This window comes from Meridianimarinicoccus marinus (genome assembly GCF_040689105.1).
Classification (GTDB): domain Bacteria; phylum Pseudomonadota; class Alphaproteobacteria; order Rhodobacterales; family Rhodobacteraceae; genus Meridianimarinicoccus; species Meridianimarinicoccus marinus.
Map to the genome: position 1 here is coordinate 296,699 of NZ_JBFBVU010000001.1, position 22,141 is coordinate 318,839.

The following is a 22,141-nucleotide window of genomic DNA, read 5'->3' on the forward strand; positions in this document are numbered from 1 at the left end:
CGGGAGGCCGCCATGTCCAATCCAAAGACGCAGTTTGCTGCCTTCGATCCTGTCTGGGCGCAGGTGACCGAAGAAGCACAGGCGACCATCCGCGATGAGCCGCTCTTGGGCGGGCTGGTGCATTCGAGCATCCTGCATCACCCCTCGCTCAGCCGCGCGCTGTCATACCGGTTGTCGATGAAACTGGCCTCGGCGGAAATGTCGGACCAGCTTTTGCGCGAGATCGTCGAGGAGGCCTTCATCTCGGATCCCGGCATCGAGGAGGCCGCACGCGCCGACCTTGTGGCGGTCTACGAACGCGACCCGGCCTGCCATCGCATGATCCAGCCGATCCTGTTCTTCAAGGGCTACCAGGCCATCCAGGCCTATCGCGTGGCCCATTGGCTGTGGCGGGAGGGGCGCCGCGACATGGCCTATTTCATCCAGATGCGGGTGTCGGAACTGTTCGGCGTCGATGTGCATCCGGCGGCCCGGTTGGGCAAGGGGATCATGATCGATCACGCCCATTCCATCGTTATCGGTGAGACCGCGGTGGTCGGCGATAATGTCTCGATGCTGCATTCGGTGACCCTTGGCGGCACCGGAAAGGAAGATGACGACCGTCACCCCAAGATCGGCGACGGTGTTCTGATCGGGGCCGGGGCCAAGGTTCTGGGCAACATCAAGGTCGGCCATTGCTCGCGCATCGCCGCAGGCTCGGTGGTTCTGGAAGAGGTGCCGCCCTGCACCACCGTGGCCGGGGTGCCCGCGAAAATCGTGGGCGAGGCCGGCTGCGACCAGCCCGCCATCACCATGGATCAGCATATCTGAGGTCGGGCGCGGCCCTAGCGGATGATCAGGTCATCGGCGCGCATGAGGCCCAGAACCTCGCGCGCGCGTTCGTCGAGCAGATCCAGATCCAGAAAATTGTCGGACAATCGGTGGGTCTTGTTCTTCAGGGCGTCCACCCGTGTCTGAAGCGCGTCGCGTTGGGCTTCAAGCCGACTTTGGTCGGCCTCGATCTCAAGCCGCCGCAACACGCCGAGATCGCCTTGCAGGGCGGCAAAGGCGAAATAGCCGCCCAGCATGACGGCGACGGTGGTGTAGATCAGGAAGCCGAAGCCCGAACCCTGCATGTGACTGCCTCAGATATTTTCCACCGACATTGCCACAGGACGCGTCGCCTGTGAATCCCAAATCGGCGGCGCGCGCGGTGCGGGCGGCTAGGCCGCAGCCGCCGAACGGCGCCGGACCAGAAGCAGGATGGCCCCCAGTACCGACAGGTTGATCAGACCGGCGATGACCGCGTTGGCGTAGGTCCAGTAATAGGCGCCGGTCAGGTCGAAGAACAACCCGCCCTGCCAGCCGCCCAGGGCATGGCCCAGCCAGGCTACGGCCAGGACGATCCCGGTGGACATGGCCCGACGCGCGGGCGGGGCGAAGGCCTGAACCGTGACCAGCACGCCGGTCATCACGCCGCCATAGCCAAAGCCGTAAAGCGGCGAGAACAGCCAGAACGCCTGCATCGACCCCAGCAGGACGAAGCCCATCATCAGCGTGGTTTGCCATGCCGTCGCGGCCATCCACGACCGGGCGGGGCCGATCCTGTCGGCCAGCATGCCAAAGAAGATGCGTCCGCCGATGGCGGCGGTCAGCACGACCAGCAACGGGCCGCCCGCTTCGGCGCCGACGCCGCAGACCTGCTGGATCAACGGCACCAGGTGCATCAGCGGCACCGCCATGCCGGTGCAGCAGCCCAGAACCGCCAGCGACAGCGCCGGCAGGACGATCCAAGCGGGCAAGACGGGGGCGGTTGCGGTCGCTGCCGAGGCGCGGCTTGCCGGTTTTGGCGGGGCGCGCATCAGGAACGACAACGGCACCACGGTCGCGGCAATGACCACCCCAAGGATCGTCAGCGCCGACTGCCAGCCGGACGCCTGTATCAGGTGCCCGGCGGCGAAGGGCACCATGCCCTGACCCAGCGCCTGACCGGCCGATGCGATGCCGATGGCCAGCCCGGTGCCGGTTCGAAACCAGCTTCCGACCAGGGCGATGATCGGGGCGAACAGGCTGCCGCCGCCGATGGCGCCCGCGAAGAAGAACAGGGTGTAGAACTGGGCCAGCGTCTGCGCGCTTGCGGCGAGTATAAGGGCGCCGGACAGCGACATGGCGCCGATCAGGCAGATGGTGCGCGTGGCGATCCGGTCGGCCAGAAACCCCATGACGATGCCGCCGGCGGCAATGCCGATCAGGCCGAAGGAATTGATCGCCGAAACCTGCGCCCGGTCCCAGCCGAAATGGGCTTCCAGCGGCACCAGGAATGCGGACAGCCCGTTGACGAGGGTGCCCATGGAGATGCCGAGGATCAGGGCCGCCGAAACAACAATGGTCCAGCGATATGCAGGTTCGGGAAGGTCGGCTTTGTCCGTCATGGTCAGCCCCTTTGCACACAGTCTGGCGCCGCCCGAAGACGGCCGTGCCTGATCCCTGCCGGTCCAGCCTACGCGGGAGGCGCATCCTTTGTCACGAAAATGCTGGAGCAGGGGCGGTCTGGGCGGTGGGGATGACCGGTGGAGGCCCGACCTTTCGGGGCGCGGAACGAAAAACGCCCGGAGCATGCTCCGGGCGGTTCCTCAGGTCTCTGGGCCTTGGGTCAGGCTTCGCCCTTGTAGATGGCGATCAGCTTGCCCAGCATGTCGAGCGCGTCGGCCTTGCTGCGCTGGAAGCTGTTGCGGCCGATGATCGAGCCGTTGCCGCCGCCGTCGCGGATCGCGCGGGCGTCGTCATAGACGCTGTCGGCGCCCTTCTTGGCGCCGCCCGAGAAGACGATGATCCGGCGGCCGTTCAGCGAGGACTGCACGCAGTGGCGCACACGCTCGGCCTGTTCGGCGATCGAGATCTGCTGTTCCTCATAGACCTTCTTGGCCTCGGGCAGCATCAGGTGATCGGTGGACAGTTTCACCTTGATGACATGGGCGCCCAGCAGGGCCGCGATATGGGCGGCATAGGCGGCCACGTCGATGGCGGTTTCGCCGTCCTTGGTGACGCCTTCGCCGCGCGGGTAGGACCAGATCACCGTGGCGATGCCCTTGGCGGCGGCCTCTTTGCGCATGGCGACGATCTCTTCCATCATCGAGATGGCGCAGTCGGAGCCGGGATAGATGGTGAAGCCGATGGCGGCGCAGCCCAAACGCAGCGCGTCATCGACCGAGGCGGTGACGGCCTGATCCTTGCCGGCGGTGCCCGACATCAGCGAGTTGGCCGAGTTGCACTTCAGGATGGTCGGGATCTGCCCGGCGAAGGTGTCGGCACCCGCTTCCAGCGGCCCCAGCGGCGCGGCATAGGCCGACAGCCCGGCGTCGATGGCCAGTTGGTAGTGGTAATGCGGGTCATAGCCTTCGGGATTGGGCGCAAAGCTGCGGGCGGGGCCGTGTTCGAACCCCTGGTCCACGGGCAGGATGATCATCTTGCCGGTACCGCCAAGCGCCCCCTGCATCAGCATGCTGTGCAGCTTTGCCTTCACGCCGGGGGTCTCGCCCTCGTAGTTCTTCAGGATGTTCTTGACGATTTCAGTGGTCATGCGTTTGCACCTTTCACGGGTGAGGACTGATTAATCTGATAGGCAAGCGCCATCGGCGGTTCAACGGCTGTGACCGCTAACAGGCACAATATATCGCGTTCAGTCTGCCAGAGCAGCCACGCCGGGCAGGGTCTTGCCTTCCATCCATTCCAGAAAGGCCCCGCCAGCGGTGGAGATATACGAGAAATCCCCTGCCGCGCCGGAGGTGTTGAGCGCCGCCACGGTGTCGCCGCCACCAGCCACCGAAACCAGCTTGCCATCGCGGGTCAGTTCCGCCGCCGCCAGCGCCGCCGCATTGGTGGCGCTGTCGAAGGGCGGGATTTCAAAGGCGCCGAGCGGGCCGTTCCAGATCAGGGTCTGGGACTGGGCGAAGACGGCCTTGATGGCCTCGACGGCCTCGGGGCCGGCATCGAGGATCATCGCGTCTTCGGGGCAGGCGTCGCTGGCCACGGTTTCGCTGTCGGCCCCGGCCTTGAATTCGCGCGCCACCACCACATCGGCGGGCAGCAGGATTGTGCAGCCTTCTTCTCGGGCCTTCTCGACGATCTCAAGCGCGGTTTCGGCCATGTCGGGCTCGGCCAGAGATTTGCCGATCTGGGCGCCCTGCGCCACCAGGAAAGTGTTGGCCATGCCGCCACCGATCACCAGCGTATCGACCTTGGCCACCAGGTTGCCCAGCAGATCCAGCTTGGTCGAGACCTTGGCCCCGCCCACAACCGCCACCACCGGGCGCTTGGGATTGCCAAGCGCGCCTTCCAGCGCCTCAAGCTCGGCCTGCATCAGTCGTCCGGCGCAATTGGGCAGCAGCTTGGCGATGCCCTCGGTCGAGGCATGGGCGCGGTGGGCGGCGGAAAAGGCATCGTTGCAATAGACATCGCCGAGGGCGGCGAGCGAGGCGGCAAACCGCGCGCCGTTCTCGGTTTCCTCGGCGTGAAAGCGGGTGTTTTCCAGCAGCAGCACCGTGCCCTCGGCCAGACCGCCGACGGCCAGTTTCGCGGGCAGGCCGATGCAATCCTCGGCGAATTCCACCGGCACGCCCAGAACCTCCTGCACCGCGCCGCGGATGTGGCTGAGCGACATCTCCGGCACGACCTTGCCCTTGGGCCGACCGAAATGCGCCAGCAGGACCGGTTTGCCGCCCTTGGCGAGAATGGTGTCGACGGTGGGCTTGATCCGTTCGATGCGCGTGGCGTCGGTGACGCGCCCGTCGGCCATGGGGACGTTGATGTCCACCCGGGTCAGGACCACCTTGCCGGTCAGATCCATGTCATCGAGTGTTTTCCAGGCCATCCGGCATCTCCCTTAACTGGTCTGCTTTCCTTTCACCCCGAAACCGGCAGGAGGTCAATCGCCTCTGATCAAGGTGGCCGAGGTCGCGGCATTGCGTCTCAAGCACGCGAAGGTGACCTGCCGGGGATGCGAATCGGGTCTGGACCTTCGGGTCGGACCCGGCCTAGGGTCGCGCGGATTCATTCTGGACGAACTACACGAACGGAGATCGGTATGGCCGAGATCAAGGACCCCGAAAACACCATCCTGATGGAACTGAAGGGCGGCACCGTGGTGATCGAACTGCTGCCGGACATCGCGCCGATGCATTGTGATCGCATGAAGGAACTGGCGCGCAGCGGCGCCTATGACAATGTCGCCTTCCACCGGGTGATCGACGGCTTCATGGCCCAGACCGGCGACGTGCAGCACGGCAACATGGAAAAGGACTTCAACATCCGTCGCGCCGGAACCGGCGGCTCGGACCTGAAGGATCTGCCAGCGGAATTCTCGGGCATCCCGCATGATCGTGGCACGCTGGGCGCGGCGCGGTCGCAAAACCCGAATTCGGCCAACAGCCAGTTCTTCATCAACTTCACCGACAACCACTTCCTGAACCGTCAGTACACGGTCTATGGCAGGGTGATTGACGGGATGGAGCATGTGGATGCCATCACCCGGGGCGAGCCTGCGGCAAACCCTGACCGGATGATCAGCGTCAAGGTGGCCGCCGATGCAGATGCGTAACACCGCCTTTGCTGTTGGGTTGAGCCTGTGCGCCGCGCAGGCCGGCGCCACCGGTCTGGTGATCGAAGTCGACGGCGAGGCCCAGGGCACCATCACCATCGACCTGCTGGAAGACGTGGCGCCCCAGCATGTCGAGCAGATCACCGCGCTGGCCTCGGAAGGGGCCTATGACGGGGTGGTGTTTCACCGCGTCATCGACGGCTTCATGGCGCAGACCGGCGACGTGAAATTCGGCAAGACCGGCGATGATTTCAACATGCGCATGGCAGGGCGCGGCGGCTCGGACCGGCCCAACCTTCCGGCGGAATTCTCGGAGGTGCCGTACGAGCGCGGCACCGTGGGCATGGCCCGGTCGCAGGATCCCGACAGCGCCAACAGCCAGTTCTTCATCATGTTCGGGCCGGGAGATTTCCTGAACGGCCAGTACACGGTGGTGGGCCGTGTCACCGACGGGATGGACGTCGTTGACGCCATCAAGCGTGGCACCGGCGCCAATGGCACCGTGGTCGGCGCGCCCGACCGCATGGTGACCGTGACGGTCACCGAGTAAGGCAAACCGGACCCGCCCCGACGCCGGGGGCGGGTCTTTTCGCTTCGAAATCCGTTAAAAAAGTGTTACGATTTCCCTTGCGTCAGCATCACCGATGGATGTGGTTGCACAGGGAGGACACAATGTTCAAATTTTTCTGCGCGGCCTCTGTGGCCGCCTTGTCAGCGACGTCTGCGCTGGCGGTTAGCGTATCCCCGACAAGCTATTCGATGCCCAACGGCAATACCGGGTCCTACTGGTATTTCGACGACAGCTACAATGGCAGCGGGTCCACGACCACGGTCAATGCGCCGCTGTCCGGTGGCACAGGCGATCTGACCGACGGGGTCATCGCGACCCAGAACTGGACCGTGGTGGAGCCGCCCGCCGGGTCGCCCACCGGTCCCTATGTCGGCTGGTCCATCGACCCCACGATCACCTTCTTCTTCAACCAGTTGACGAACTTCAACTCGGCGACGTTCCATTTCGACGATTCCGGCGGTGCGGGCGGCGTGTCGCCACCGCGCGCCGTAACCCGCACGGGTGGGGCCACGGTCGCAGTGACCGATCCGCCGGGCGACGTGCTGCCCTTCGCCTTCGACTACGATCTGACCGGGGTGAGCGCCAGCCAGCTGACCTTCACCATCGCCCGGAGCAATGCCTGGGTGTTCCTGTCGGAAGTCACCTTCGATGCCGTGCCCACCAGCGACGTTCCGTTGCCGGCGGGGCTTGGCCTGATTGCCTCGGCCCTCGCGGGTCTGGGGTTGTTGCGCTATCGTCGCCGGACTGCCTGAGCCGGCGGCGCGCGCACGGGGCGTCACCTTCGCGTGACACCCCCTTCGCATGGGCCCTCTTCATGGCCATCCTGATCCCAAAGCGGTTCGAGGGGTGTCCATGCGAAGCATTTCCATCCGATCCTATCTTCTGGCCTTGGGCCTGGGGCTGCTGGCCAGCGTGGCCGCGGCAGATCCCGCGCGCTGGTCGCAGGCCTGGCCGTCCACCGATTTCACGCAGACCACCGTGCCCTGGTCCGAGATCTTCTCGGGCGGCCCGCCCAAGGACGGCATTCCGGCCATCGACGCACCCCGGTTCCTGGCCGTGTCCGCCGAAACCCGGCTTGATCCGCGCGAGCCGGTGCTGTCGCTGGACCTGCCCGGACATGCCGCACGCGCCTATCCGATCCGCTACCTGATGTGGCACGAGATCGTGAATGATCGGGTGGGCGGCGTGCCGGTGGCGGTGACCTTCTGTCCGCTGTGCAATTCCGGCATGGTCTTCGATCGCCGGGTCGCGGGGCAGGAGCTGAGTTTCGGCGTCTCGGGGCTGCTGCGTCATTCGGACATGATCATGTACGACCGCCAGACCGAAAGCTGGTGGCAGCAGGCCATCGGCACCGCCATCGTCGGCACGATGACCGGAACGGAACTGACCCAGCTTCCGGCGCGGATGGAAAGCTGGGCCGAATTTGCCGCCCGCGCGCCAGAGGGGCAGGTGATGGACGAACCCGCTGCGGCGCGCGCCTATGGCCGCAACCCCTATACCTCCTATGACAGCGCCCGCCGCCCGTTCCTGTATTCCGGCGAAGACCCGCCCCATGGCATCCCGCCGCTGGCGCGGGTGGTGCGGGTGGGGGACCGGGCCTGGCCGTTGACCCGCTTGCGCGTCACGCCCGACCTGACCGAGGCCGGGGTGCGCCTGACGTGGCAGGCCGGGCAGGCCTCGGCGCTGGACACCGCGCGCATCGGGCAGGGGCGCGACGTCGGCTCGATCCGCGTGCGCGACGCGGCCACGGGCCGGGATGTGCCCCATGACGTTCTGTTCGCCTTTGCCTTTCACGCCTTCTGGCCCGACGGCATCTGGATGCGCTGACCGCCCGGCCACAGCCGCGCCACCAGCCGCGTGCCCGGCGCGTCGATCCATGTGTGCCCCAGCGCGCGAGGCGTGGCGCCGGTGCCCAGCTTGAAGCGCGCCAGCCCGGGGGCGGTCTCGGTGTCCACCAGATCCAGATCCAGCCGGGTGCAGCCCTGCGCCGCCGCCCATTGCATCGCCCGCCACAGCAGCAGGTTGGCGGCCCCGACCGCGCGTCCCTGCGGCGCGGACCACGCCATGTGATAGCTGGCGGTGGGCGCATGCAGCAGCACGAGGATGCCGGCCACGCGTTCCCCCGCAAGATAGGCCGTGAACACCTGCGCCGCGCCGGGCGAGGCCGCCGCGAAGGCCGCCGTGAACCCCGGCGGCAACCGGCGATAGCCGCGCGCCTTGGCCTGCCCGGCCTCGGCGCGCAACAGCCAATGGCCGGTGTCGCCGGTCATCCGGGTCTGCCACACCTCAAGGCCCGCAGCCTCGGCCCGGACCAGCCGGTTGCGCCATTTGCCCCGCAGCCGTGCCCGCATCGCCGCCGGGCCGCCGCCCAGATCCAGTTCCACAACATGCGCCGGGGTCATCATCGGCAGATAGCCAAGGCCCGCGAACGGATCGCCTTCCTCCCCGATCTCGGGCGTGGCGATAAGACCTGCGTGGTCCTGCCGCAAATGCGCCAGAAGGTCCGGCAAGGCGGCCCCGCGCACCGCCGCCGGAATCCCAGCGCCCCAGATCGGCCCGCGCGACAGCAGCGCCACCTTCCCAAGCCCCGGCCATCGCCGCACCAGCACCTGCGCGGTGGCCAGCGGTGCGGTACTGTCGCCCAGCACGAAACAGCGCACCTCGCGCCCCCACACCCGGCAAGCGCGTCCATAGGCGGGATGCTGCTGCAAGGCGGCTTCGGCCACGGGGTGTTTGAAAGGGGTCTCGCGCCACTCTGCCATGCCCCTGTTAACCCCGACGCAAACTAAGCCGGGGTTAATGCGGGGATGAAACCTCGGTTGACATCGGTGTTCGGTCACCGCATCCCCAGCCCCCGCGCAACCCCGGCGGGGCTGTTCTGGCTGGCCGCGCTGCTGTCGGTGCCGGTCTTCGTGCTGCTCAGCCTGCTGGAAGCGGTGCTGCGCTGGTTCTTGTGATGTCGGGGATCATCGCCCCTCCGCGCCAATGAAACGCCAAACAGGCGCCCAACCCGAGGATCGACCGCCTGCCAGATCGCCGCCGATGGCGGATCAGTCCTGCAGAACCACCAGCGCGTGCCGCTTCTTGCCCGCCGACAGCTTGATCGGGGCCGACAGCGCGCCCGCGTCGATCATCAGCCCGGCGTCGGTCAGCGGTGCATCGTCCAGCTTCGCGCCATTGTCCGAGATCAGGCGCTTGGCCTCCTTGCCCGATTTCGCCAGGCCGCTTTTCACGATAAGCTGCACAACCGAAATGCCCTCGCCCAGATCTTCATGGCTGAGGGTCAAGGTGGGCAGGTCGTCTCCGGCACCGCCCTTTTCGAACACCTCGCGCGCGGTGGCCTCGGCCGCCGCCGCCGCCTCGGCCCCATGCAGCAGGCCGGTGACTTCGTTGGCCAGGCGGATCTTGGCCTCGTTGATCTCGGAACCTTCCAGCGCGCCCAGACGGTCGCATTCGCCGACCGGAAGCTCGGTGTAGAGCTTCAGGAACCGCCCCACATCCGCGTCTGTGGTGTTGCGCCAGAACTGCCAGAACTCATAGGGGCTCAGCATGTCGCCGTTCAGCCAGACCGCGCCGTTCTGGCTCTTGCCCATCTTCTGGCCGTCCGAGGTGGTCAGCAGCGGCGATGTCAGGCCGAAAATCTGGTTGTCCAGCACCCGGCGGGTCAGGTCGATGCCATTGACGATGTTGCCCCATTGGTCCGAGCCGCCCATCTGCAACCGGCAGCCGTAGCGGCGGTTCAGTTCCAGGAAGTCATAGGCCTGCAGGATCATGTAGTTGAATTCAAGGAAGCTGAGCGACTGCTCGCGGTCCAGCCGCGATTTCACCGATTCGAAGCTCAGCATCCGGTTGACCGAGAAATGCCGGCCGATGTCGCGCAGGAAATCGAGGTAGTTCAACCCGTCCAGCCACTCGGCGTTGTTCAGCATCAGAGCGCCGGTGGCGCTGTCGTCGAAGCCGACATAGTTCTGGAACACGCGGCGGATGCCGGCGATGTTGTCGTCGATCTGTTCGGGGCCCAGCAGGGGCCGTTCGTCAGCGCGGAACGACGGATCACCCACCTTGGTGGTGCCGCCGCCCATCAGGACGATGGGTTTCTGTCCGGTCTGCTGCATCCAGCGCAGCATCATGATCTGGATCAGAGAGCCCACGTGCAGCGATTTTGCCGTGGCGTCGAAGCCGATATAGCCCGGCATCCCGCCCGTCAGCAGGGCTTCGTCCAGCCCCTCCATGTCGGTGCAGTCCGCCAGAAAGCCGCGGCTGACCATCACGTGCAGAAAATCTGATTTCGGGTGGTAGGTCATATCGGATCGGTCCATCTTTGCGCAGGGCGCGCGTTATGGCGCGCACGGAAACAGGGATGGCGCGCGCGCGTTGCCGGGCGCTTATACGGGGTAGGCCGATGAAGGGAAAGACCATCACAGCAGGCCGTGCGGTGCGCGCCATCGGCTGCATGACCGGCACCTCGCTGGACGGGGTGGACGTGGCGGGTCTGGACACCGATGGCGAACGGATCTTCGGCTTTGGGCCGTCCAGCTATCGCGGGTTTTCGGACAACGAAACGGCAGTGCTGCGCGCCGCGCTGGGGCGCTGGCCGGGCGATCCGGGGGTGGCCGAAGCCGCTCAGGTGATCGAGGTGGCGCATCTGGACCTGCTGCGCGACATGGGCGGCGATCTGATCGGCTTTCACGGCCAGACGCTGGCCCATGATCCAGGGGCGCGCGGCACCCATCAGACCGGCAATGGTGCGCGGCTGGCCCGCGAGCTTGGACTTCCGGTGGCCTGGGATTTCCGCAGCGCCGATGTGGCCGCTGGCGGGCAGGGGGCGCCGTTGGCGCCGGTGTTCCACTTCGCGCTGGCGCAGTGGATCGGGGCGCAGGCGCCGGTGGTTTTCCTGAACCTTGGCGGCGTCGGCAACATCACCTGGGTCGATCCGCAGGCCGAGGCGCCCTTTGCCCCCGGCGCGATGCTGGCCTTCGACACCGGCCCGGCCAATGCGCCGATCAACGATCTGATGCGCGCGCGGCGCGGGGTCGGGCAGGACGCGGGCGGCGCGCTGGCCGCGCAGGGCCGCCCCGATCCACAGGTCCTGGCAGATTTCCGCGCGCATCCGTATTTCCGCAAACCGCCACCGAAAAGCCTGGACCGCGATGACTTCGCCGGGTTGGCCGAGGCGGTGGCCGGGCTGGACGACGCCGATGCGGTGGCAACCCTGACCGAAGCGGCGGCGCTGGCCGTGGCCCGCGCGCTAGAGGCGGTGCCACGCCCGCCGACCCGCATACTTGTCTGCGGCGGCGGCCGGAACAATGCCACGCTGTTGGCCCGGTTGCGCCACCATTTGCCCTGCGACACGGTTCCGGCGGAAGACGCGGGGCTGGATGGCGACATGATCGAGGCGCAGGCCTTCGCCTATCTGGCCGTGCGCTGCGCCCGTGGCCTGCCGATCAGCGGGCCAGATACCACCGGCGCACCGGCCCCGATGAGTGGCGGGCAGGTGTCCTGGCCCGTGGCGGCACAGGCATAGCTTTTTTGTCGTCGGGCTGGTCTTTCCTTGTGCCGGTGCGCTGCTATCATCGAGACGGGGCGCGCATGTGTCCCCACTACCACCTACTGCGAGGAGGTCCCATGTTTCGCATTCCCCTGCTGGCCGTCGCCCTGGCCGTGGCCAGCCCCGCCTTCTCGCAAATGTCCGAAGAGGTGCATTTCGAGAAGGGCAACTATGGCGCGATGGTCACCGGCACTCTCACCGGTGACGCCTATGTCGATCACAAGTTGCGCGCCAAGGGCGGGCAGCAGATGTTCGCGGAACTGCGCGTTGCCGAGACCGACGGCCACGGCACGATCTACTTCAACATCCTGCCGCCGGGCAGCGATGGCGCGGCAATCTACATCGGGTCGCGGGACGGCAACACTGCCCTCATCGACCTGCCGAAAGACGGCGTATACACGATCCGCACCTATCTGATGGGGGATGATCGCGACAGCGGCAAGACCGTGGGCTACAACCTTGATCTTTCAATTCAATAGTGTCCGAACTTACCGCGACAGGAAACGCCAATGCATATCGACCTCGTCCACGCCGCGATCTCGGCGGTGCTGATCCTGCTGACCATCACCGGCATGCGCCACTTCGGGATCATTGATCGCGAGCACAAGAAGTGGGACTGGAAACTCTTTGCCGGGGTCTTTGCGGTGATGCTGGTGTTCAACCTCATCTGGCCGGCCTTCTGAGGCGGCAAGGGGTCCGATCACGAACGGACTGGAGCGGGTGAAGGGACACGAACCCTTGTCACTTGCTTGGGAAGCTTAATCTTTAGCGACTATTGACCCAATTGGAACAGTAAACTGGTTTGTAAAGAAGTGAACCGCCCCGTGTTCACAGGAGGGTTTCTGGTTCGATGATTGGGCTGCTTTTCTGACAGCGTTCAGGCCTGCATGGAAGGCTTCCTCTGCTTCTTGCGGCGCGACGTCGCCAATGGCGCTGTGCGGGTGGGTGTTGTTGTAGCAGTCACCCCATTTCAGGGTTTCCCATTCGACCTGACCCACGGACTTCCAGGGGCCGAGGAACTTGATGACCTCGGTTTTGAACAGGCCGATGATGGTTTCGGCCGGAGCCGTGTCACAGGAATCCCAGACGCTGCCGACCGGCGTGCCGATCCCGGCCTCGGCCATCCACCGCATCAGTTCAGACCACCACATGGCCGAACACCCCAAAGCGTCTCACGTCGTCGGAGGCGTCGATACCCACAAGGATTTGCACGTTGCGGCCGTTGTCGACCAACGGGATCGCGATCTCGGTGTCGAGAGCTTCCCCACGACACGACACGACATGGGCATCGCTTGATGCTCGCCTGGATGCGTTTGTTCAGCGATTTGCAGCGCATCGGCATCGAATGTTCGGGGAGCCATGGTGCGGGGTTGCTGCGTTGTATGCAGGCGGCTGGCGTCGAGGTTCTGGGGGTCACTGCGCCTGACAAGCATGACCGACGTCGCCGAGGCAAGGACGACGATTTCGATGCGGAAAGCGCAGCCCACGCCGCTTTTGTCGAACGGCACCGAGCCGTCGGAACCAAAGGTGTGCTGTCCCAGAAGACAGCAAAGCCAATGGTGTTCAAGCTGGTCCAGGCCGCTTCGAAGAAATGGCGCCGCTTCACCGGAGTAAACCAGTTGTCATTTGTGATCCAAGGCATCAAGATCAACGACGGTGTCGCGGGCGTAGAGACCGGAAACCGCGCCGCCTGATCAGGCCGCATCACCCAAATTCAGCCATAGCTTGGGAAGGATGGGTGATAGACATTATGAAGACGCGCAAGTTTTACAATGAGTTGGGCCTGCAGCTGGGGAACAAGCACCCGAAGCGGCGGGTGAAGGCCAAGCTGCGTGAGGACCGCCAGGAAGCAATCGGACCCAATGATGTCTGGGCGATGGATTTTGTCCACAACCAGCTCGCCCTGGGAAAAACGCTGTGTATCCTGACCGTTGTCGACACGCACTCATCGGCCCCGACAAGCGACGTTACATCGTGGGCATCAAGCCAACCGCCAACAGACACGGATCGGAAATTGGTAACATTGAACTTTGTCAGTTTCAGCGGCGCGCACTCCCAATCAGCCACGATACTACTGATCGCGCCGACGCAAAGCACTGCAACACAATGTGCTACTTCTGCCAAGAAGCATGGACTACTAGAAGATTGGAGCGGGTAGCGGGAATCGAACCCGCACTTCAGGCTTGGGAAGCCGGCGCGCTACCACTACACCATACCCGCCGCGCCAGTCGTCTTAGACAGTGGACGCGCCGGATGCAATAGGGATCGGTAGTTTCACCGGTTGACGACCATCAGGGCACGGATCCATTGAACCCATCCGATCGCGAAACATTCATGCATGCTTCAGTAATGGAGTGACTGACGTGGCCAAAGCCGAACGCAACGCGCGCCTCGCCACCAGGCTTTCCGCATCTAAACTTAAGAAAACCACGTTCGCTGAATAATCGGCGATGGCCGAAGCCGAGATGCCCAAAGCACGCAATCCGCGCGAGATGCCCGACCGCGTGGTGGTCGGACCGGGCAAGCCCGAATATGTCGAAGCTACGAAGGCGGGCAGCAAGCGGCGCCTGATGGCCGTGCCACTGGTCAACGGCGCTGGCTTGGAGGAATTGATCGGAACTTTCAGCTGAAAAAAAATACACCTTCTCGTCGGCGCTTTGCACCGAACAAGGCGCACTCGGTCTCGGTGTCGAGCGTTGGTCGGGCGATTACGACCTACTCCAGCCCAAGGGCATGAAGTGCATCCCGGCACTCGAGGCTGGCACGGCACGTGCCGCCGCGCTCGTTGCCGCCTGCAAGCAACCCCAGCGAATTACCAACCGTCCGGGTCTAGGTCATGTTGACAAATGGCGGAGTGGCCTGCGTGCGCGGAGTAGGATCGAGCGATGCCAGTGGAGTCCGGAACTCGGACGACTCTGTTGCATCCTCGATGCCAGCATACTGACTGAGTTCCTCCGAGAAATTCACATCGCAAAATCGCAACTTAGCAAAATCGGCGTCGCTCTTTGTCAGTTCGTTCAACTCGCTCGCGATAAGCAGCCAGCCGCGTGCGGGGTAGCAGATATCGGTATTGTAGGACCGGCTAAGCCACCGGTCGAGCAAGCCGGCATCGCCCAGTGCTTCGCTGAGATCGCGGTGCTGGATGATCCAAGAATACTCCCGCCTGGTAAAGCCCGGATCTTTCTCGCGGCGCCGACGCCACTCCGCGCCTCGGTCATGCTTGTCGCCCAATGACCTACAATCGTTCGTCGATATCCGAGAACAAGAGCATTACCGAGTGCCACGATCGTCTCTTTGTCAAATGATCCGCCGCCTGAAACCAATTAATGCCTCTTTAATCGCCGGGTGAACACCACCATTCGCGTCACTGAATTGTACCGGTGACCTCGCGGGCAAAAGCGTACAGATCCGCTCCAGGTATCCGCGAGCCTTCATCTCGCTGACGGGGAAACGATGTGTTCTGAAACTGCCGCGCAGGTGCTTTCCATCGGCGATCGAAGCTTGGCCAGGCGAGATTGGCCTCCATTGCCGCCTCGAGCCGCGGCGCGCCGATCTGGATCGCCTTGCCGGCACCTCTCCCCATCTCAATGGCGAGGCCGCGCGCAGTCTGCCTTGCGGCCTGCGCGCTGATCTGGGGATGGCGCCCGGTCAGCACCTGATGGGGTCATCGCGCCGACACCTTTCTGAGAATACCGGGTCTTCGAGCGCTTCCCGTCGAAGAGGACGCGCGCCCTGACGTAGTTGTTCCAGTGCTTGTTCGTCCCGGACGCTGAGAAGTGCAGCTTGCGCGCAAAGGCTTCTGTAAGCTTTGGCATGTCGGAATTTTGTCGGATAGGGTGTGCCATGCGGCGCTACTCAGCGCTCCGCCATGCGATCAGTCTTCCAACAAAATGAAACTCTTAGAAACCCGGTGACACGGAGTGAATGTCAACTTTCCTGTTTGGGAAGCGCCCGCTCTACCATTGAGCTACGCCCGCCCGGTACACTGCAAAAGCCAAGCCCCGCGCGCCGGTCATGCGGCTTCGCGGGGTTTTTCTCAGCCGCGCCGTCGGCGTCTGCGGCGTCCACCGTCGCCGTCGCTGCCGCCTCCACCTGCGCCGAAGCCGACATCGGGCAGGGTCACGATCCGGCGCAATTCGGGGAAAGGATCGGTGGCGTGGGGCAGGGCGTTGGCGTTGACGAAATGTTCCTGGAACTTCGGGGCGATGGCGGTTTCGACCTTGGTGATCTTGCGCACCGTGGCCTCGATCTCGTCCCGCGCGGCGCGGGAATGCAAGGCCATCCGCGCCCCGGTTCCGGCGGCATTGCCCGCCGATTGCACCTTGTCCAGCGGGCAGTCGGGGATCATCCCCAGCACCATCGCGTGCTTGGGCGAGATATGGGCGCCAAAGGCCCCGGCCAGCACCACCCGTTCGACCTGATCGACGCCCATCTCGTCCATCAACAGCCGCGCGCCCGCGTAAAGCGCGGATTTCGCCAGTTGGATCGCGCGGATGTCGCCTTGGGTCACCGAGATCAGCGGCCCGCCCGTCGCCCGCGCATCATGAAGCACGTAGGAATGGGTGCGCCCGTCGGGGATCAGCCGGCCGCTGCCCGCCGCCTCGGCCGAGCCGATCAGCCCCGAGGCATCCAGCAGTCCGGCCATGCGCATTTCCGCCACCGCTTCGATGATGCCCGAACCGCAGATGCCGGTGATGCCCGAAGCGGCGGTGGCCTCGGCAAAGGCAGGATCATCGGACCACAGATCGCTGCCGATGACGCGGAACCTGGGGACCTTGGTGATGGGGTCGATCTCGACCCGTTCGATGGCGCCGGGGGCGGCGCGCTGTCCGGCGCTGATCTGGGCACCCTCGAAGGCAGGGCCGGTGGGCGAGGAACAGGCCAGCACCCGGTCGCGGTTGCCCAGCAGGATCTCGGCATTGGTGCCCACGTCCACCACCAGAACCAGATCGTCGGACCGGTCCGGCGCCTCGGCCAGCGCCACGGCGGCGGCATCGGCGCCCACATGGCCGGCGATGCAGGGCAGCACATAGAGGCGCGCGCTTGCGCCGGTGTTGGTCAGCCCCAGATCGCGCGTCGACAGCCGCAGCGCATCCGAGGTTGCCAACGCGAAGGGCGCCTGTCCCAGTTCCAGCGGGTCGATCCCCAGCGCCAGATGATGCATGACCGGGTTGCAGACCAGCACCATCTCGAAGATCAGCCGCGCCTCGATCCCGGCCTGGCCTGCCAGATCGGCCAGCAGATCGTTCAGGGCGGCGCGCACCACGGCGGTCATCTCGCGGTCGCCGCCGGGGTTCATCATGCCATAGGAGACCCGGCTCATCAGGTCTTCGCCAAAGCGGATCTGCGGGTTCATGATCCCGCCCGAGGCCAGAACCGCCCCCGAGACCAGATCGCACAGATGCGCGGCAATGGTGGTGGAGCCCAGATCGACCGCCACCCCGTACAGCCCGCCGTCGTGCAGGCCGGGCCAGAGATCCAGCAGCACCGGCGCGCCGTGGCCGTCGTCATGCACCGCCACCGAGACCTGCCAGCCGCCCTTGCGCAGCACCGGTTGCAGACGGGACAGCACTGGCAGACTGGCGGTCAGCCCGGCCACGCCCCATTGCGCCTGCAACGCGCGTGCCAGCCGTTCGAAATCGCCCGTGGGCTCGTGCATGTCGGGTTCTTCCACCTCGACCACATACAGCCGGGTCACCGGATCCATCTTCATCACCCGGTCCGAGGCCGCCTTGCGCACGATCTGGCGATGGACCTGGCTTTCGGGCGGCACGTCGATGACCACATCGCCGGTGATCTGCGCCTGACACCCCAGCCGACGTCCGTCGATCAGCCCGCGCTTGGACTTGTAGCGGTCCTCGACCGCGTTCCAGCCAGACAGCGCCTCGGTGCCCACATGGATGCCATGCTTGGGGAAGTCTCCGAAGGCCGGGGTGATCTGGCAGCGCGAGCAGATGCCGCGCCCGCCGCAGACCGAATCCAGATCGACGCCCAACTGGCGCGCGGCGGTCAGAACCGGGGTGCCGGGGGCAAAGCGCCCGCGTTTGCCCGAGGGCAGGAAAACGACAAGGGGATCTTTCGGGGCGGTCACGGAATGTCCTCTGGTTTGGCTTGCCGCAGGGCGTGCGGGCGGTCACACTGACGCCCATTCCCTTGTTCATGCAAGCTGAAGGGACATGACCCATGCCTGACACCGACCTTCCCGAACCGTCTGCGACGCGTCTGGTGCTTTCTTTCAAGCCGCCCGCCCATCCCAAGGTCTCGGACGAGGCGGTGCGGCAGGATCTGTCGGCGGTGGTGCGGCGCGGCAAGACGCTGATGCTGGCCTGCGATGAGACCGCCGGGGTGGAGCTGTTGCACTGGACCGGGGACACCTGGGGCGATCATGCCCATGTGGATCTGTCCGACTGGGTGGATCTGCCCGAGGGCGACGGCGAGATGGACATCGAAGGGCTGGAGATTGCCGGGAACTGGCTGTGGATCACCGGCTCGCATTCGCTCAAGCGGGGCAAACCCGATGGGAAGACCGGGGCCAAGGGGCTGAAGGCCATGTCGAAGATCACCTGGGATCGGAACCGGCAATTCCTGGGCCGGGTGCCGCTGGTGGCGGGGCCGGAGGGCCGGGTCCTTCCGGTGGCGCGCGACGGCAAGCGGCGCGCCCAGCACGTGGCGTTTTCCAAGCACGGAGCGCTGCGCAAATGGTTGGCGCGCGATCCTCTGCTGGCACCGTTTCTGGATCTGCCCAGCAAGGACAACGGGCTGGATGTGGAAGGCATCGCCGCGCGCGGCAAACGGGTCTGGCTGGGGCTGCGCGGGCCGGTGCTGCGCGGGCAGGCGATCGTGCTGGAGCTTCACCTGAAGGTCACCCGCAAGGGCCATCTGAAGGCGCAGCGGATCGACGGGCGCAAACGCTATCGCCTGCATGCGCTGGATCTGGGCGGCGCGGGCATTCGCGATCTGGCCTTCGACGGCGATGACCTGCTGCTGCTGACCGGCACCACCTTGGCGGGCGATGGCAGGGCGCGGGTCTATCGCTGGCCCGGCGCGGTGCAGGCGCGGGCCGCCGGCACCCATGGCCCGATGGCGGTCGCGTTGAGCCTGCCTTATGCGGCGGCCAGCGACAATCCCGAGGGGCTGGCGCGATACGACGACGACACCTGGCTGATTGTCCACGATTCGCCGGAAACGGCCCGCACCCCCGAAGGATCGGCCGATTTTCTGGCCGATCTGTGGCATCTGACCGGCTGAGCGCGGATTATTGCAGCGTCGTGTCGGTGCTGTAGTCCTCTGACAGGGCATCCATCAGGTCCAGCTGGCGGGACTGCACGGCGGCCACGGCGGGGGCCTTGGGCGCGGCATCCATCAGGAACTGATACTCGATCTCGCTGAAACTGTTGGCCGGGAAGGTGTAGAGGATCTGCGCCTCTTCACTGTCGGCGAACATGCCGTGGATGGCACCGCCGGGGATGAAGATGGCAGTGCCTTGGGTCAGCTCGTGGGCGACGCCGTCCACCATGATCCGCGCCCGGCCCGACAGGCCGAAGTAGGTTTCGGGATGGGCATGGCGATGCAGCGCCAGGCAGTCGCCGGGCCGCAGATGTGCGACGCCACAGGTCAGCCCGGTGGTGTCGGTACGGTCGGCGGTGAACAGGGTCTGCCAGCGCACGTTGCCATAATCCGGGTCCGAGAAGCTTTCCATCGGCAGTTCCGCACAGTGCAGGATCGTGGCCTGTGATCCGAAATCCTTTGCCATGCTGCGCCTCCCGTCGCCTCTGGTCCAGATTGGGGCGGGATGCCGGAATGCAGCTGCCATGTCGCCTTCGAAAGCGGCATGGCGCGGGTCGTTTTCAGACCGGGGCGCGCAGGCTCAGGCCCGGCGGCGGCGGCGGCCGCCGCGTCCGCCGCTGGCGGCCTGGGAAGCTTGCGAGGCTTCGGCAAACGGCGTGCCTTCGCGGGTGGCCTCCAGCACGCGGGCAAAGCGGATCCATTCGCTGCCGTTGGGATCGTGGTTCATCAGGAAGTTGGCGGCGCGGATCGCCTCCATCTCGACCGGGCGCACCGGGTTCATGATGGCGCTTGTCATGCCCGCGCCGATGGCCATGGGCAGGAAGGCGGCGTTGATGCCGTGGCGGTTGGGCAGGCCGAACGAGATGTTCGACGCGCCGCAGGTGGTGTTGACGCCCAGTTCCTCGCGCAGCTTGCGCACCAGCGTGAACACCTGCTGCCCGGCACTGCCCATGGCGCCGACCGGCATCACCAGCGGATCGACCACGATGTCATGCGCGGGGATGCCGAAATCGGCGGCGCGCTGGACGATCTTCCGGGCCACCTCGAACCGCACGTCGGGATCTTCCGAAATGCCGGTGTCGTCGTTCGAGATCGCCACCACCGGAACGTTGTATTTCTTGACCAGCGGCAGCACCAGTTCCAGCCGGTCTTCCTCGCCGGTGACCGAGTTCAGCAGGGGGCGGCCTTTCGCGGCGGCCAGCCCGGCCTCGAGTGCGGCGGGAACCGAGCTGTCGATGCACAGCGGCACATCCACCAGCCCTTGCACCAGTTCGATCACGGCGGTCATCAGCGGCGGTTCGGTCTCGTTCGGGTTGGGGTTGGAGTTGTAGACAACGCCCGCGTTGATATCCAGAACCATCGCCCCGCAAGCCACCTGTTCCAGCGCGTCCCGCTCGACGGTCGAGAAATCCCCGGCTTCCAGTTCGGCGGCCAGTTTCTTGCGGCCGGTCGGGTTGATGCGTTCCCCAATGACGCAGAACGGTTCGTCAAAGCCGATGGTGACGGTCTTGGTCTGGGACTCGACAACGGTGCGGGTCATGGGCGGGCTCCTGTAAGGCGGTCGAGCATGGGGCCGAGCGCGGGGGCAGTGAAATCCGTGATGGTCATGTCGGCACCGGCAGCGCGCAGGCTGTCGGCATCCAGCGAGCTTTCCAGCCCGACGGTATACGCCCCCGACGCCGCAGCCGCGCGCACGCCCGAGGGGCTGTCCTCAAAGGCGATGCAGCGGGCGGGATCGGCGTTCAGTTGCGCCATGGCGGCCAGATACGGGTCGGGATGCGGTTTGCCCCGGTCACATTCGTCGCCGATGATGATGGCGTCGAAAGCGTCGGCCAGACCGATGGCGGCCAGCATGGCCTCGGCGTTGACACGCGGCGCATTGGTGACGACCGCAAGGCCCAGCCCCTCGGCGCGGGCGCGGGCCAGAAGGGTTTCAGCGCCGGCGGTGGCAGGGGCCTTGCCGCCCAGCTTGTCGCGGAAGGCGGCTTCCTTGTCCCATGACAGTTGCGCGGCATCCTCGTCGGGGAAGAACTCGGTGAAGATATCCTCGTTCAGACGACCGTGCATGTGGCGCAGGTAATAGGCCGTGTCGATGGCAACGCCCCGGGCGGCAAACAGGTCGATGAAGATCTGCGCGTGCAGCGGATCGGAATGCAGCAAGGTGCCGTCCAGATCGAACAGCAGCGCGGCGGTCTGGACGGGCGATGGCATCAGGCGGCGGCGATCGCGGCGGGTTGGCCCGAGGCACCGCCATGGGCGCGGGTCCAGTCGCAGGTGGTCTTGATGCCGCCCAGCGGGAAGAAATGCACCCGCGCGATGGTGAAGTCCGGATGCGCGGCCTTGTGGGCGGCCAGATCCGACAGGAAATCGATGGGCTCGAACGGCAGCACCAGCTTGGTCACATCGCGCGCGCGCCGTTGCAGCACCCGCAGCGAGGGACCGACGCCGCAGGTGATGGCGAACTTGATCATGGTTTGCAGCTTGGCGGGACCGGCCACGCCGATGTGGATCGGCAGGTCGATGCCTTCGGCGGCCAGGCGGTTGGCCCAGGCGATGACCGGGGCGGCCTCGAAACAGAACTGGGTGGCGATGGCCATTTTTGCATCGGTGCGTTGGGCGAATGCCTGTTTCCAGCGCAGCGCCTCCATCACCATCTTGTTGCCGCCGTCGGGGTCGATGTCGCGGCTGCCCTCGGGGTGGCCCGCCACGTGCAGGCGTTTGAACCCGGCCTTGTCGAACAGCCCGGTTTCCATCAGTTGCATCGAGCAGTGGAAGTCGCCCTTCGGATCGGCCACGCCGCCGGCCAGCAGCAGCGCCTGATCGACCCCGGCCTCGCCCTGATAACGGGCGATCCAGTCGGCCAGCATGGCCTTGTCGCGGATGATCCGGGCCGGGAAATGCGGCATCACCGCAAAGCCGTCGCGCGCCAGACGGGCGGCGGTGGTCACCATGTCCTCGATCGGGGTGCCGTCGATATGGGCGATGTAGACGCGGGTGCCGGCGGGCAGCAGGGCGCGGAAATCCTCGACCTTCTCGGCGGTGCGCGGCATCACCTCGATCGAGAACCCGTCCAACAACGCCTCAAGCTGGCCCGAGGCACGCGGCAATTGCGCCGCAGCGGCGGTGGCCCGAGGTTTGAAGTTCAGAAGCGCCATGGCTT

Annotated in this window: 25 protein-coding genes, 1 tRNA gene and 3 pseudogenes; 14 read left to right on the plus strand and 15 right to left on the minus strand. The window is 65.6% G+C overall.

Features of this window, described 5'->3' with window-relative positions; genetic code table 11:
- Positions 1-12: 12 nt before the first annotated feature.
- Positions 13-810, plus strand: a complete 798-nt coding sequence (gene cysE, locus AB0T83_RS01480) for a serine O-acetyltransferase (protein ID WP_366190937.1) — start codon at positions 13-15, stop codon at positions 808-810.
- Positions 811-824: 14 nt separating this feature from the next.
- Here the strand turns inward: cysE and AB0T83_RS01485 are convergent, their stop codons facing one another.
- From AB0T83_RS01485 to AB0T83_RS01500, 4 genes are all read right to left on the minus strand, one after another.
- Positions 825-1,115 (minus strand): FtsB family cell division protein, encoded by a 291-nt coding sequence (locus AB0T83_RS01485; protein WP_366190939.1) that lies wholly within the window; start codon positions 1,113-1,115, stop codon positions 825-827.
- An 87-nt stretch (positions 1,116-1,202) separates the two neighbouring features.
- A complete protein-coding gene (locus AB0T83_RS01490) occupies positions 1,203-2,411 on the minus strand; it encodes an MFS transporter (RefSeq protein WP_366190941.1) in 1,209 nt (402 codons plus the stop codon).
- A gap of 221 nt (positions 2,412-2,632) precedes the next feature.
- On the minus strand, positions 2,633-3,559 hold the full coding sequence (locus tag AB0T83_RS01495; protein ID WP_366190943.1) for a class I fructose-bisphosphate aldolase: 927 nt from the start codon (positions 3,557-3,559) through the stop codon (positions 2,633-2,635).
- 99 nt (positions 3,560-3,658) lie between these two features.
- The gene (locus AB0T83_RS01500; RefSeq protein ID WP_366190944.1) at positions 3,659-4,849 is read right to left on the minus strand and encodes a phosphoglycerate kinase; all 1,191 of its coding nucleotides are present in this window, start codon (positions 4,847-4,849) and stop codon (positions 3,659-3,661) included.
- A 213-nt stretch (positions 4,850-5,062) separates the two neighbouring features.
- Here AB0T83_RS01500 and AB0T83_RS01505 point away from each other — a divergent pair, with 213 nt between their 5' ends.
- From AB0T83_RS01505 to AB0T83_RS01520, 4 genes are all read left to right on the plus strand, one after another.
- The gene (locus AB0T83_RS01505; RefSeq protein ID WP_193141625.1) at positions 5,063-5,575 is read left to right on the plus strand and encodes a peptidylprolyl isomerase; all 513 of its coding nucleotides are present in this window, start codon (positions 5,063-5,065) and stop codon (positions 5,573-5,575) included.
- Positions 5,568-6,125, plus strand: a complete 558-nt coding sequence (locus tag AB0T83_RS01510) for a peptidylprolyl isomerase (RefSeq protein WP_366191088.1) — start codon at positions 5,568-5,570, stop codon at positions 6,123-6,125. Before AB0T83_RS01505 ends, AB0T83_RS01510 begins: the two co-directional genes overlap by 8 nt.
- 122 nt (positions 6,126-6,247) lie before the next feature.
- Positions 6,248-6,898 (plus strand): VPLPA-CTERM sorting domain-containing protein, encoded by a 651-nt coding sequence (locus tag AB0T83_RS01515; protein ID WP_366190945.1) that lies wholly within the window; start codon positions 6,248-6,250, stop codon positions 6,896-6,898.
- Positions 6,899-6,998: 100 nt separating this feature from the next.
- On the plus strand, positions 6,999-7,973 hold the full coding sequence (locus AB0T83_RS01520; protein ID WP_366190947.1) for a DUF3179 domain-containing protein: 975 nt from the start codon (positions 6,999-7,001) through the stop codon (positions 7,971-7,973).
- Here the strand turns inward: AB0T83_RS01520 and AB0T83_RS01525 are convergent.
- Positions 7,937-8,908: a GNAT family N-acetyltransferase gene (locus AB0T83_RS01525; RefSeq protein WP_366190949.1), complete on the minus strand. Its 972-nt coding sequence runs from the start codon at positions 8,906-8,908 to the stop codon at positions 7,937-7,939. The two genes, AB0T83_RS01520 and AB0T83_RS01525, sit on opposite strands and share 37 nt — an antisense overlap.
- Positions 8,909-8,953: 45 nt before the next feature.
- Here AB0T83_RS01525 and AB0T83_RS01530 point away from each other — a divergent pair, with 45 nt between their 5' ends.
- Positions 8,954-9,103, plus strand: coding sequence for a hypothetical protein (locus AB0T83_RS01530; protein ID WP_366190951.1), 150 nt, complete (start codon positions 8,954-8,956; stop codon positions 9,101-9,103).
- Between the two features lie 93 nt (positions 9,104-9,196).
- Here the strand turns inward: AB0T83_RS01530 and tyrS are convergent, their stop codons facing one another.
- Positions 9,197-10,450, minus strand: a complete 1,254-nt coding sequence (gene tyrS / locus AB0T83_RS01535; RefSeq protein WP_366191090.1) for a tyrosine--tRNA ligase — start codon at positions 10,448-10,450, stop codon at positions 9,197-9,199.
- A 113-nt stretch (positions 10,451-10,563) separates the two neighbouring features.
- Here tyrS and AB0T83_RS01540 point away from each other — a divergent pair, with 113 nt between their 5' ends.
- From AB0T83_RS01540 to AB0T83_RS01550, 3 genes are all read left to right on the plus strand, one after another.
- Positions 10,564-11,670: an anhydro-N-acetylmuramic acid kinase gene (locus AB0T83_RS01540; protein WP_366191092.1), complete on the plus strand. Its 1,107-nt coding sequence runs from the start codon at positions 10,564-10,566 to the stop codon at positions 11,668-11,670.
- A 101-nt stretch (positions 11,671-11,771) separates the two neighbouring features.
- Entirely contained in the window at positions 11,772-12,173 is a 402-nt protein-coding gene (locus AB0T83_RS01545) for a hypothetical protein (RefSeq protein ID WP_366190952.1), read from the plus strand.
- 30 nt (positions 12,174-12,203) lie between these two features.
- On the plus strand, positions 12,204-12,377 hold the full coding sequence (locus AB0T83_RS01550) for a hypothetical protein (protein ID WP_366190953.1): 174 nt from the start codon (positions 12,204-12,206) through the stop codon (positions 12,375-12,377).
- Positions 12,378-12,452: 75 nt separating this feature from the next.
- Here the strand turns inward: AB0T83_RS01550 and AB0T83_RS01555 are convergent, their stop codons facing one another.
- Positions 12,453-12,845: an integrase core domain-containing protein gene (locus AB0T83_RS01555; RefSeq protein ID WP_366190955.1), complete on the minus strand. Its 393-nt coding sequence runs from the start codon at positions 12,843-12,845 to the stop codon at positions 12,453-12,455.
- Here AB0T83_RS01555 and AB0T83_RS20570 point away from each other — a divergent pair.
- The 3 pseudogenes from AB0T83_RS20570 to AB0T83_RS01570 all read left to right on the plus strand — a co-directional run.
- A pseudogene (locus tag AB0T83_RS20570) lies at positions 12,844-13,190 on the plus strand (IS110 family transposase); the annotation flags it as partial. The gene AB0T83_RS01555 and the pseudogene AB0T83_RS20570 sit on opposite strands and share 2 nt — an antisense overlap.
- A gap of 6 nt (positions 13,191-13,196) precedes the next feature.
- Positions 13,197-13,388, plus strand: a pseudogene (locus tag AB0T83_RS01565) (IS256 family transposase); the annotation flags it as partial.
- A gap of 35 nt (positions 13,389-13,423) precedes the next feature.
- Positions 13,424-13,642: pseudogene (locus AB0T83_RS01570) on the plus strand (IS3 family transposase); the annotation flags it as partial.
- A gap of 198 nt (positions 13,643-13,840) precedes the next feature.
- Here the strand turns inward: AB0T83_RS01570 and AB0T83_RS01575 are convergent.
- A tRNA-Gly gene (locus AB0T83_RS01575) sits at positions 13,841-13,914 on the minus strand.
- 230 nt (positions 13,915-14,144) lie between these two features.
- Between AB0T83_RS01575 and AB0T83_RS01580 the strand changes: the two genes are divergently transcribed.
- Positions 14,145-14,324, plus strand: coding sequence for a hypothetical protein (locus AB0T83_RS01580; RefSeq protein WP_366190959.1), 180 nt, complete (start codon positions 14,145-14,147; stop codon positions 14,322-14,324).
- A 199-nt stretch (positions 14,325-14,523) separates the two neighbouring features.
- On the opposite strand, the gene AB0T83_RS01585 is transcribed toward AB0T83_RS01580, so the two are convergent.
- From AB0T83_RS01585 to AB0T83_RS01595, 3 genes are all read right to left on the minus strand, one after another.
- Positions 14,524-14,925 (minus strand): hypothetical protein, encoded by a 402-nt coding sequence (locus AB0T83_RS01585; protein WP_366190961.1) that lies wholly within the window; start codon positions 14,923-14,925, stop codon positions 14,524-14,526.
- 133 nt (positions 14,926-15,058) lie between these two features.
- Positions 15,059-15,349 (minus strand): hypothetical protein, encoded by a 291-nt coding sequence (locus AB0T83_RS01590; protein WP_366190963.1) that lies wholly within the window; start codon positions 15,347-15,349, stop codon positions 15,059-15,061.
- Positions 15,350-15,730: 381 nt separating this feature from the next.
- The gene (locus AB0T83_RS01595) at positions 15,731-17,785 is read right to left on the minus strand and encodes an ASKHA domain-containing protein (RefSeq protein ID WP_366190965.1); all 2,055 of its coding nucleotides are present in this window, start codon (positions 17,783-17,785) and stop codon (positions 15,731-15,733) included.
- Positions 17,786-17,877: 92 nt separating this feature from the next.
- Here AB0T83_RS01595 and AB0T83_RS01600 point away from each other — a divergent pair, with 92 nt between their 5' ends.
- Entirely contained in the window at positions 17,878-18,942 is a 1,065-nt protein-coding gene (locus AB0T83_RS01600) for a DUF3616 domain-containing protein (RefSeq protein WP_366190966.1), read from the plus strand.
- Positions 18,943-18,949: 7 nt separating this feature from the next.
- Here the strand turns inward: AB0T83_RS01600 and AB0T83_RS01605 are convergent, their stop codons facing one another.
- The 4 genes from AB0T83_RS01605 to AB0T83_RS01620 all read right to left on the minus strand — a co-directional run bounded on the left by AB0T83_RS01605 (position 18,950) and on the right by AB0T83_RS01620 (position 22,136).
- The gene (locus tag AB0T83_RS01605; protein WP_366190968.1) at positions 18,950-19,447 is read right to left on the minus strand and encodes a cupin domain-containing protein; all 498 of its coding nucleotides are present in this window, start codon (positions 19,445-19,447) and stop codon (positions 18,950-18,952) included.
- Between the two features lie 114 nt (positions 19,448-19,561).
- Positions 19,562-20,521 (minus strand): methyltetrahydrofolate cobalamin methyltransferase, encoded by a 960-nt coding sequence (locus AB0T83_RS01610; RefSeq protein WP_366190970.1) that lies wholly within the window; start codon positions 20,519-20,521, stop codon positions 19,562-19,564.
- Positions 20,518-21,192, minus strand: a complete 675-nt coding sequence (locus AB0T83_RS01615) for an HAD family hydrolase (RefSeq protein ID WP_366190972.1) — start codon at positions 21,190-21,192, stop codon at positions 20,518-20,520. Before AB0T83_RS01615 ends, AB0T83_RS01610 begins: the two co-directional genes overlap by 4 nt.
- Positions 21,192-22,136, minus strand: a complete 945-nt coding sequence (locus AB0T83_RS01620; protein WP_435891132.1) for a methylenetetrahydrofolate reductase — start codon at positions 22,134-22,136, stop codon at positions 21,192-21,194. Before AB0T83_RS01620 ends, AB0T83_RS01615 begins: the two co-directional genes overlap by 1 nt.
- Positions 22,137-22,141: the final 5 nt, after the last annotated feature.

What these genes read in the sequence shown, in the direction of transcription:
- AB0T83_RS01505 (WP_193141625.1), top strand. Translation starts at nt 5,063, where the DNA reads ATGGCCGAGATCAAGGACCCCGAAAACACCATCCTGATGGAACTGAAG.
- AB0T83_RS01515 (WP_366190945.1), top strand. Translation starts at nt 6,248, where the DNA reads ATGTTCAAATTTTTCTGCGCGGCCTCTGTGGCCGCCTTGTCAGCGACG.
- cysE (WP_366190937.1), top strand. Translation starts at nt 13, where the DNA reads ATGTCCAATCCAAAGACGCAGTTTGCTGCCTTCGATCCTGTCTGGGCG.
- AB0T83_RS01520 (WP_366190947.1), top strand. Translation starts at nt 6,999, where the DNA reads ATGCGAAGCATTTCCATCCGATCCTATCTTCTGGCCTTGGGCCTGGGG.
- AB0T83_RS01485 (WP_366190939.1), bottom strand. Translation starts at nt 1,115, where the DNA reads ATGCAGGGTTCGGGCTTCGGCTTCCTGATCTACACCACCGTCGCCGTC.
- tyrS (WP_366191090.1), bottom strand. Translation starts at nt 10,450, where the DNA reads ATGACCTACCACCCGAAATCAGATTTTCTGCACGTGATGGTCAGCCGC.
- AB0T83_RS01600 (WP_366190966.1), top strand. Translation starts at nt 17,878, where the DNA reads ATGCCTGACACCGACCTTCCCGAACCGTCTGCGACGCGTCTGGTGCTT.
- AB0T83_RS01610 (WP_366190970.1), bottom strand. Translation starts at nt 20,521, where the DNA reads ATGACCCGCACCGTTGTCGAGTCCCAGACCAAGACCGTCACCATCGGC.
- AB0T83_RS01620 (WP_435891132.1), bottom strand. Translation starts at nt 22,136, where the DNA reads ATGGCGCTTCTGAACTTCAAACCTCGGGCCACCGCCGCTGCGGCGCAA.
- AB0T83_RS01615 (WP_366190972.1), bottom strand. Translation starts at nt 21,192, where the DNA reads ATGCCATCGCCCGTCCAGACCGCCGCGCTGCTGTTCGATCTGGACGGC.
- AB0T83_RS01530 (WP_366190951.1), top strand. Translation starts at nt 8,954, where the DNA reads ATGAAACCTCGGTTGACATCGGTGTTCGGTCACCGCATCCCCAGCCCC.
- AB0T83_RS01580 (WP_366190959.1), top strand. Translation starts at nt 14,145, where the DNA reads ATGGCCGAAGCCGAGATGCCCAAAGCACGCAATCCGCGCGAGATGCCC.
- AB0T83_RS01605 (WP_366190968.1), bottom strand. Translation starts at nt 19,447, where the DNA reads ATGGCAAAGGATTTCGGATCACAGGCCACGATCCTGCACTGTGCGGAA.
- AB0T83_RS01495 (WP_366190943.1), bottom strand. Translation starts at nt 3,559, where the DNA reads ATGACCACTGAAATCGTCAAGAACATCCTGAAGAACTACGAGGGCGAG.
- AB0T83_RS01555 (WP_366190955.1), bottom strand. Translation starts at nt 12,845, where the DNA reads ATGTGGTGGTCTGAACTGATGCGGTGGATGGCCGAGGCCGGGATCGGC.
- AB0T83_RS01550 (WP_366190953.1), top strand. Translation starts at nt 12,204, where the DNA reads ATGCATATCGACCTCGTCCACGCCGCGATCTCGGCGGTGCTGATCCTG.
- AB0T83_RS01500 (WP_366190944.1), bottom strand. Translation starts at nt 4,849, where the DNA reads ATGGCCTGGAAAACACTCGATGACATGGATCTGACCGGCAAGGTGGTC.
- AB0T83_RS01545 (WP_366190952.1), top strand. Translation starts at nt 11,772, where the DNA reads ATGTTTCGCATTCCCCTGCTGGCCGTCGCCCTGGCCGTGGCCAGCCCC.
- AB0T83_RS01490 (WP_366190941.1), bottom strand. Translation starts at nt 2,411, where the DNA reads ATGACGGACAAAGCCGACCTTCCCGAACCTGCATATCGCTGGACCATT.
- AB0T83_RS01510 (WP_366191088.1), top strand. Translation starts at nt 5,568, where the DNA reads ATGCGTAACACCGCCTTTGCTGTTGGGTTGAGCCTGTGCGCCGCGCAG.
- AB0T83_RS01525 (WP_366190949.1), bottom strand. Translation starts at nt 8,908, where the DNA reads ATGGCAGAGTGGCGCGAGACCCCTTTCAAACACCCCGTGGCCGAAGCC.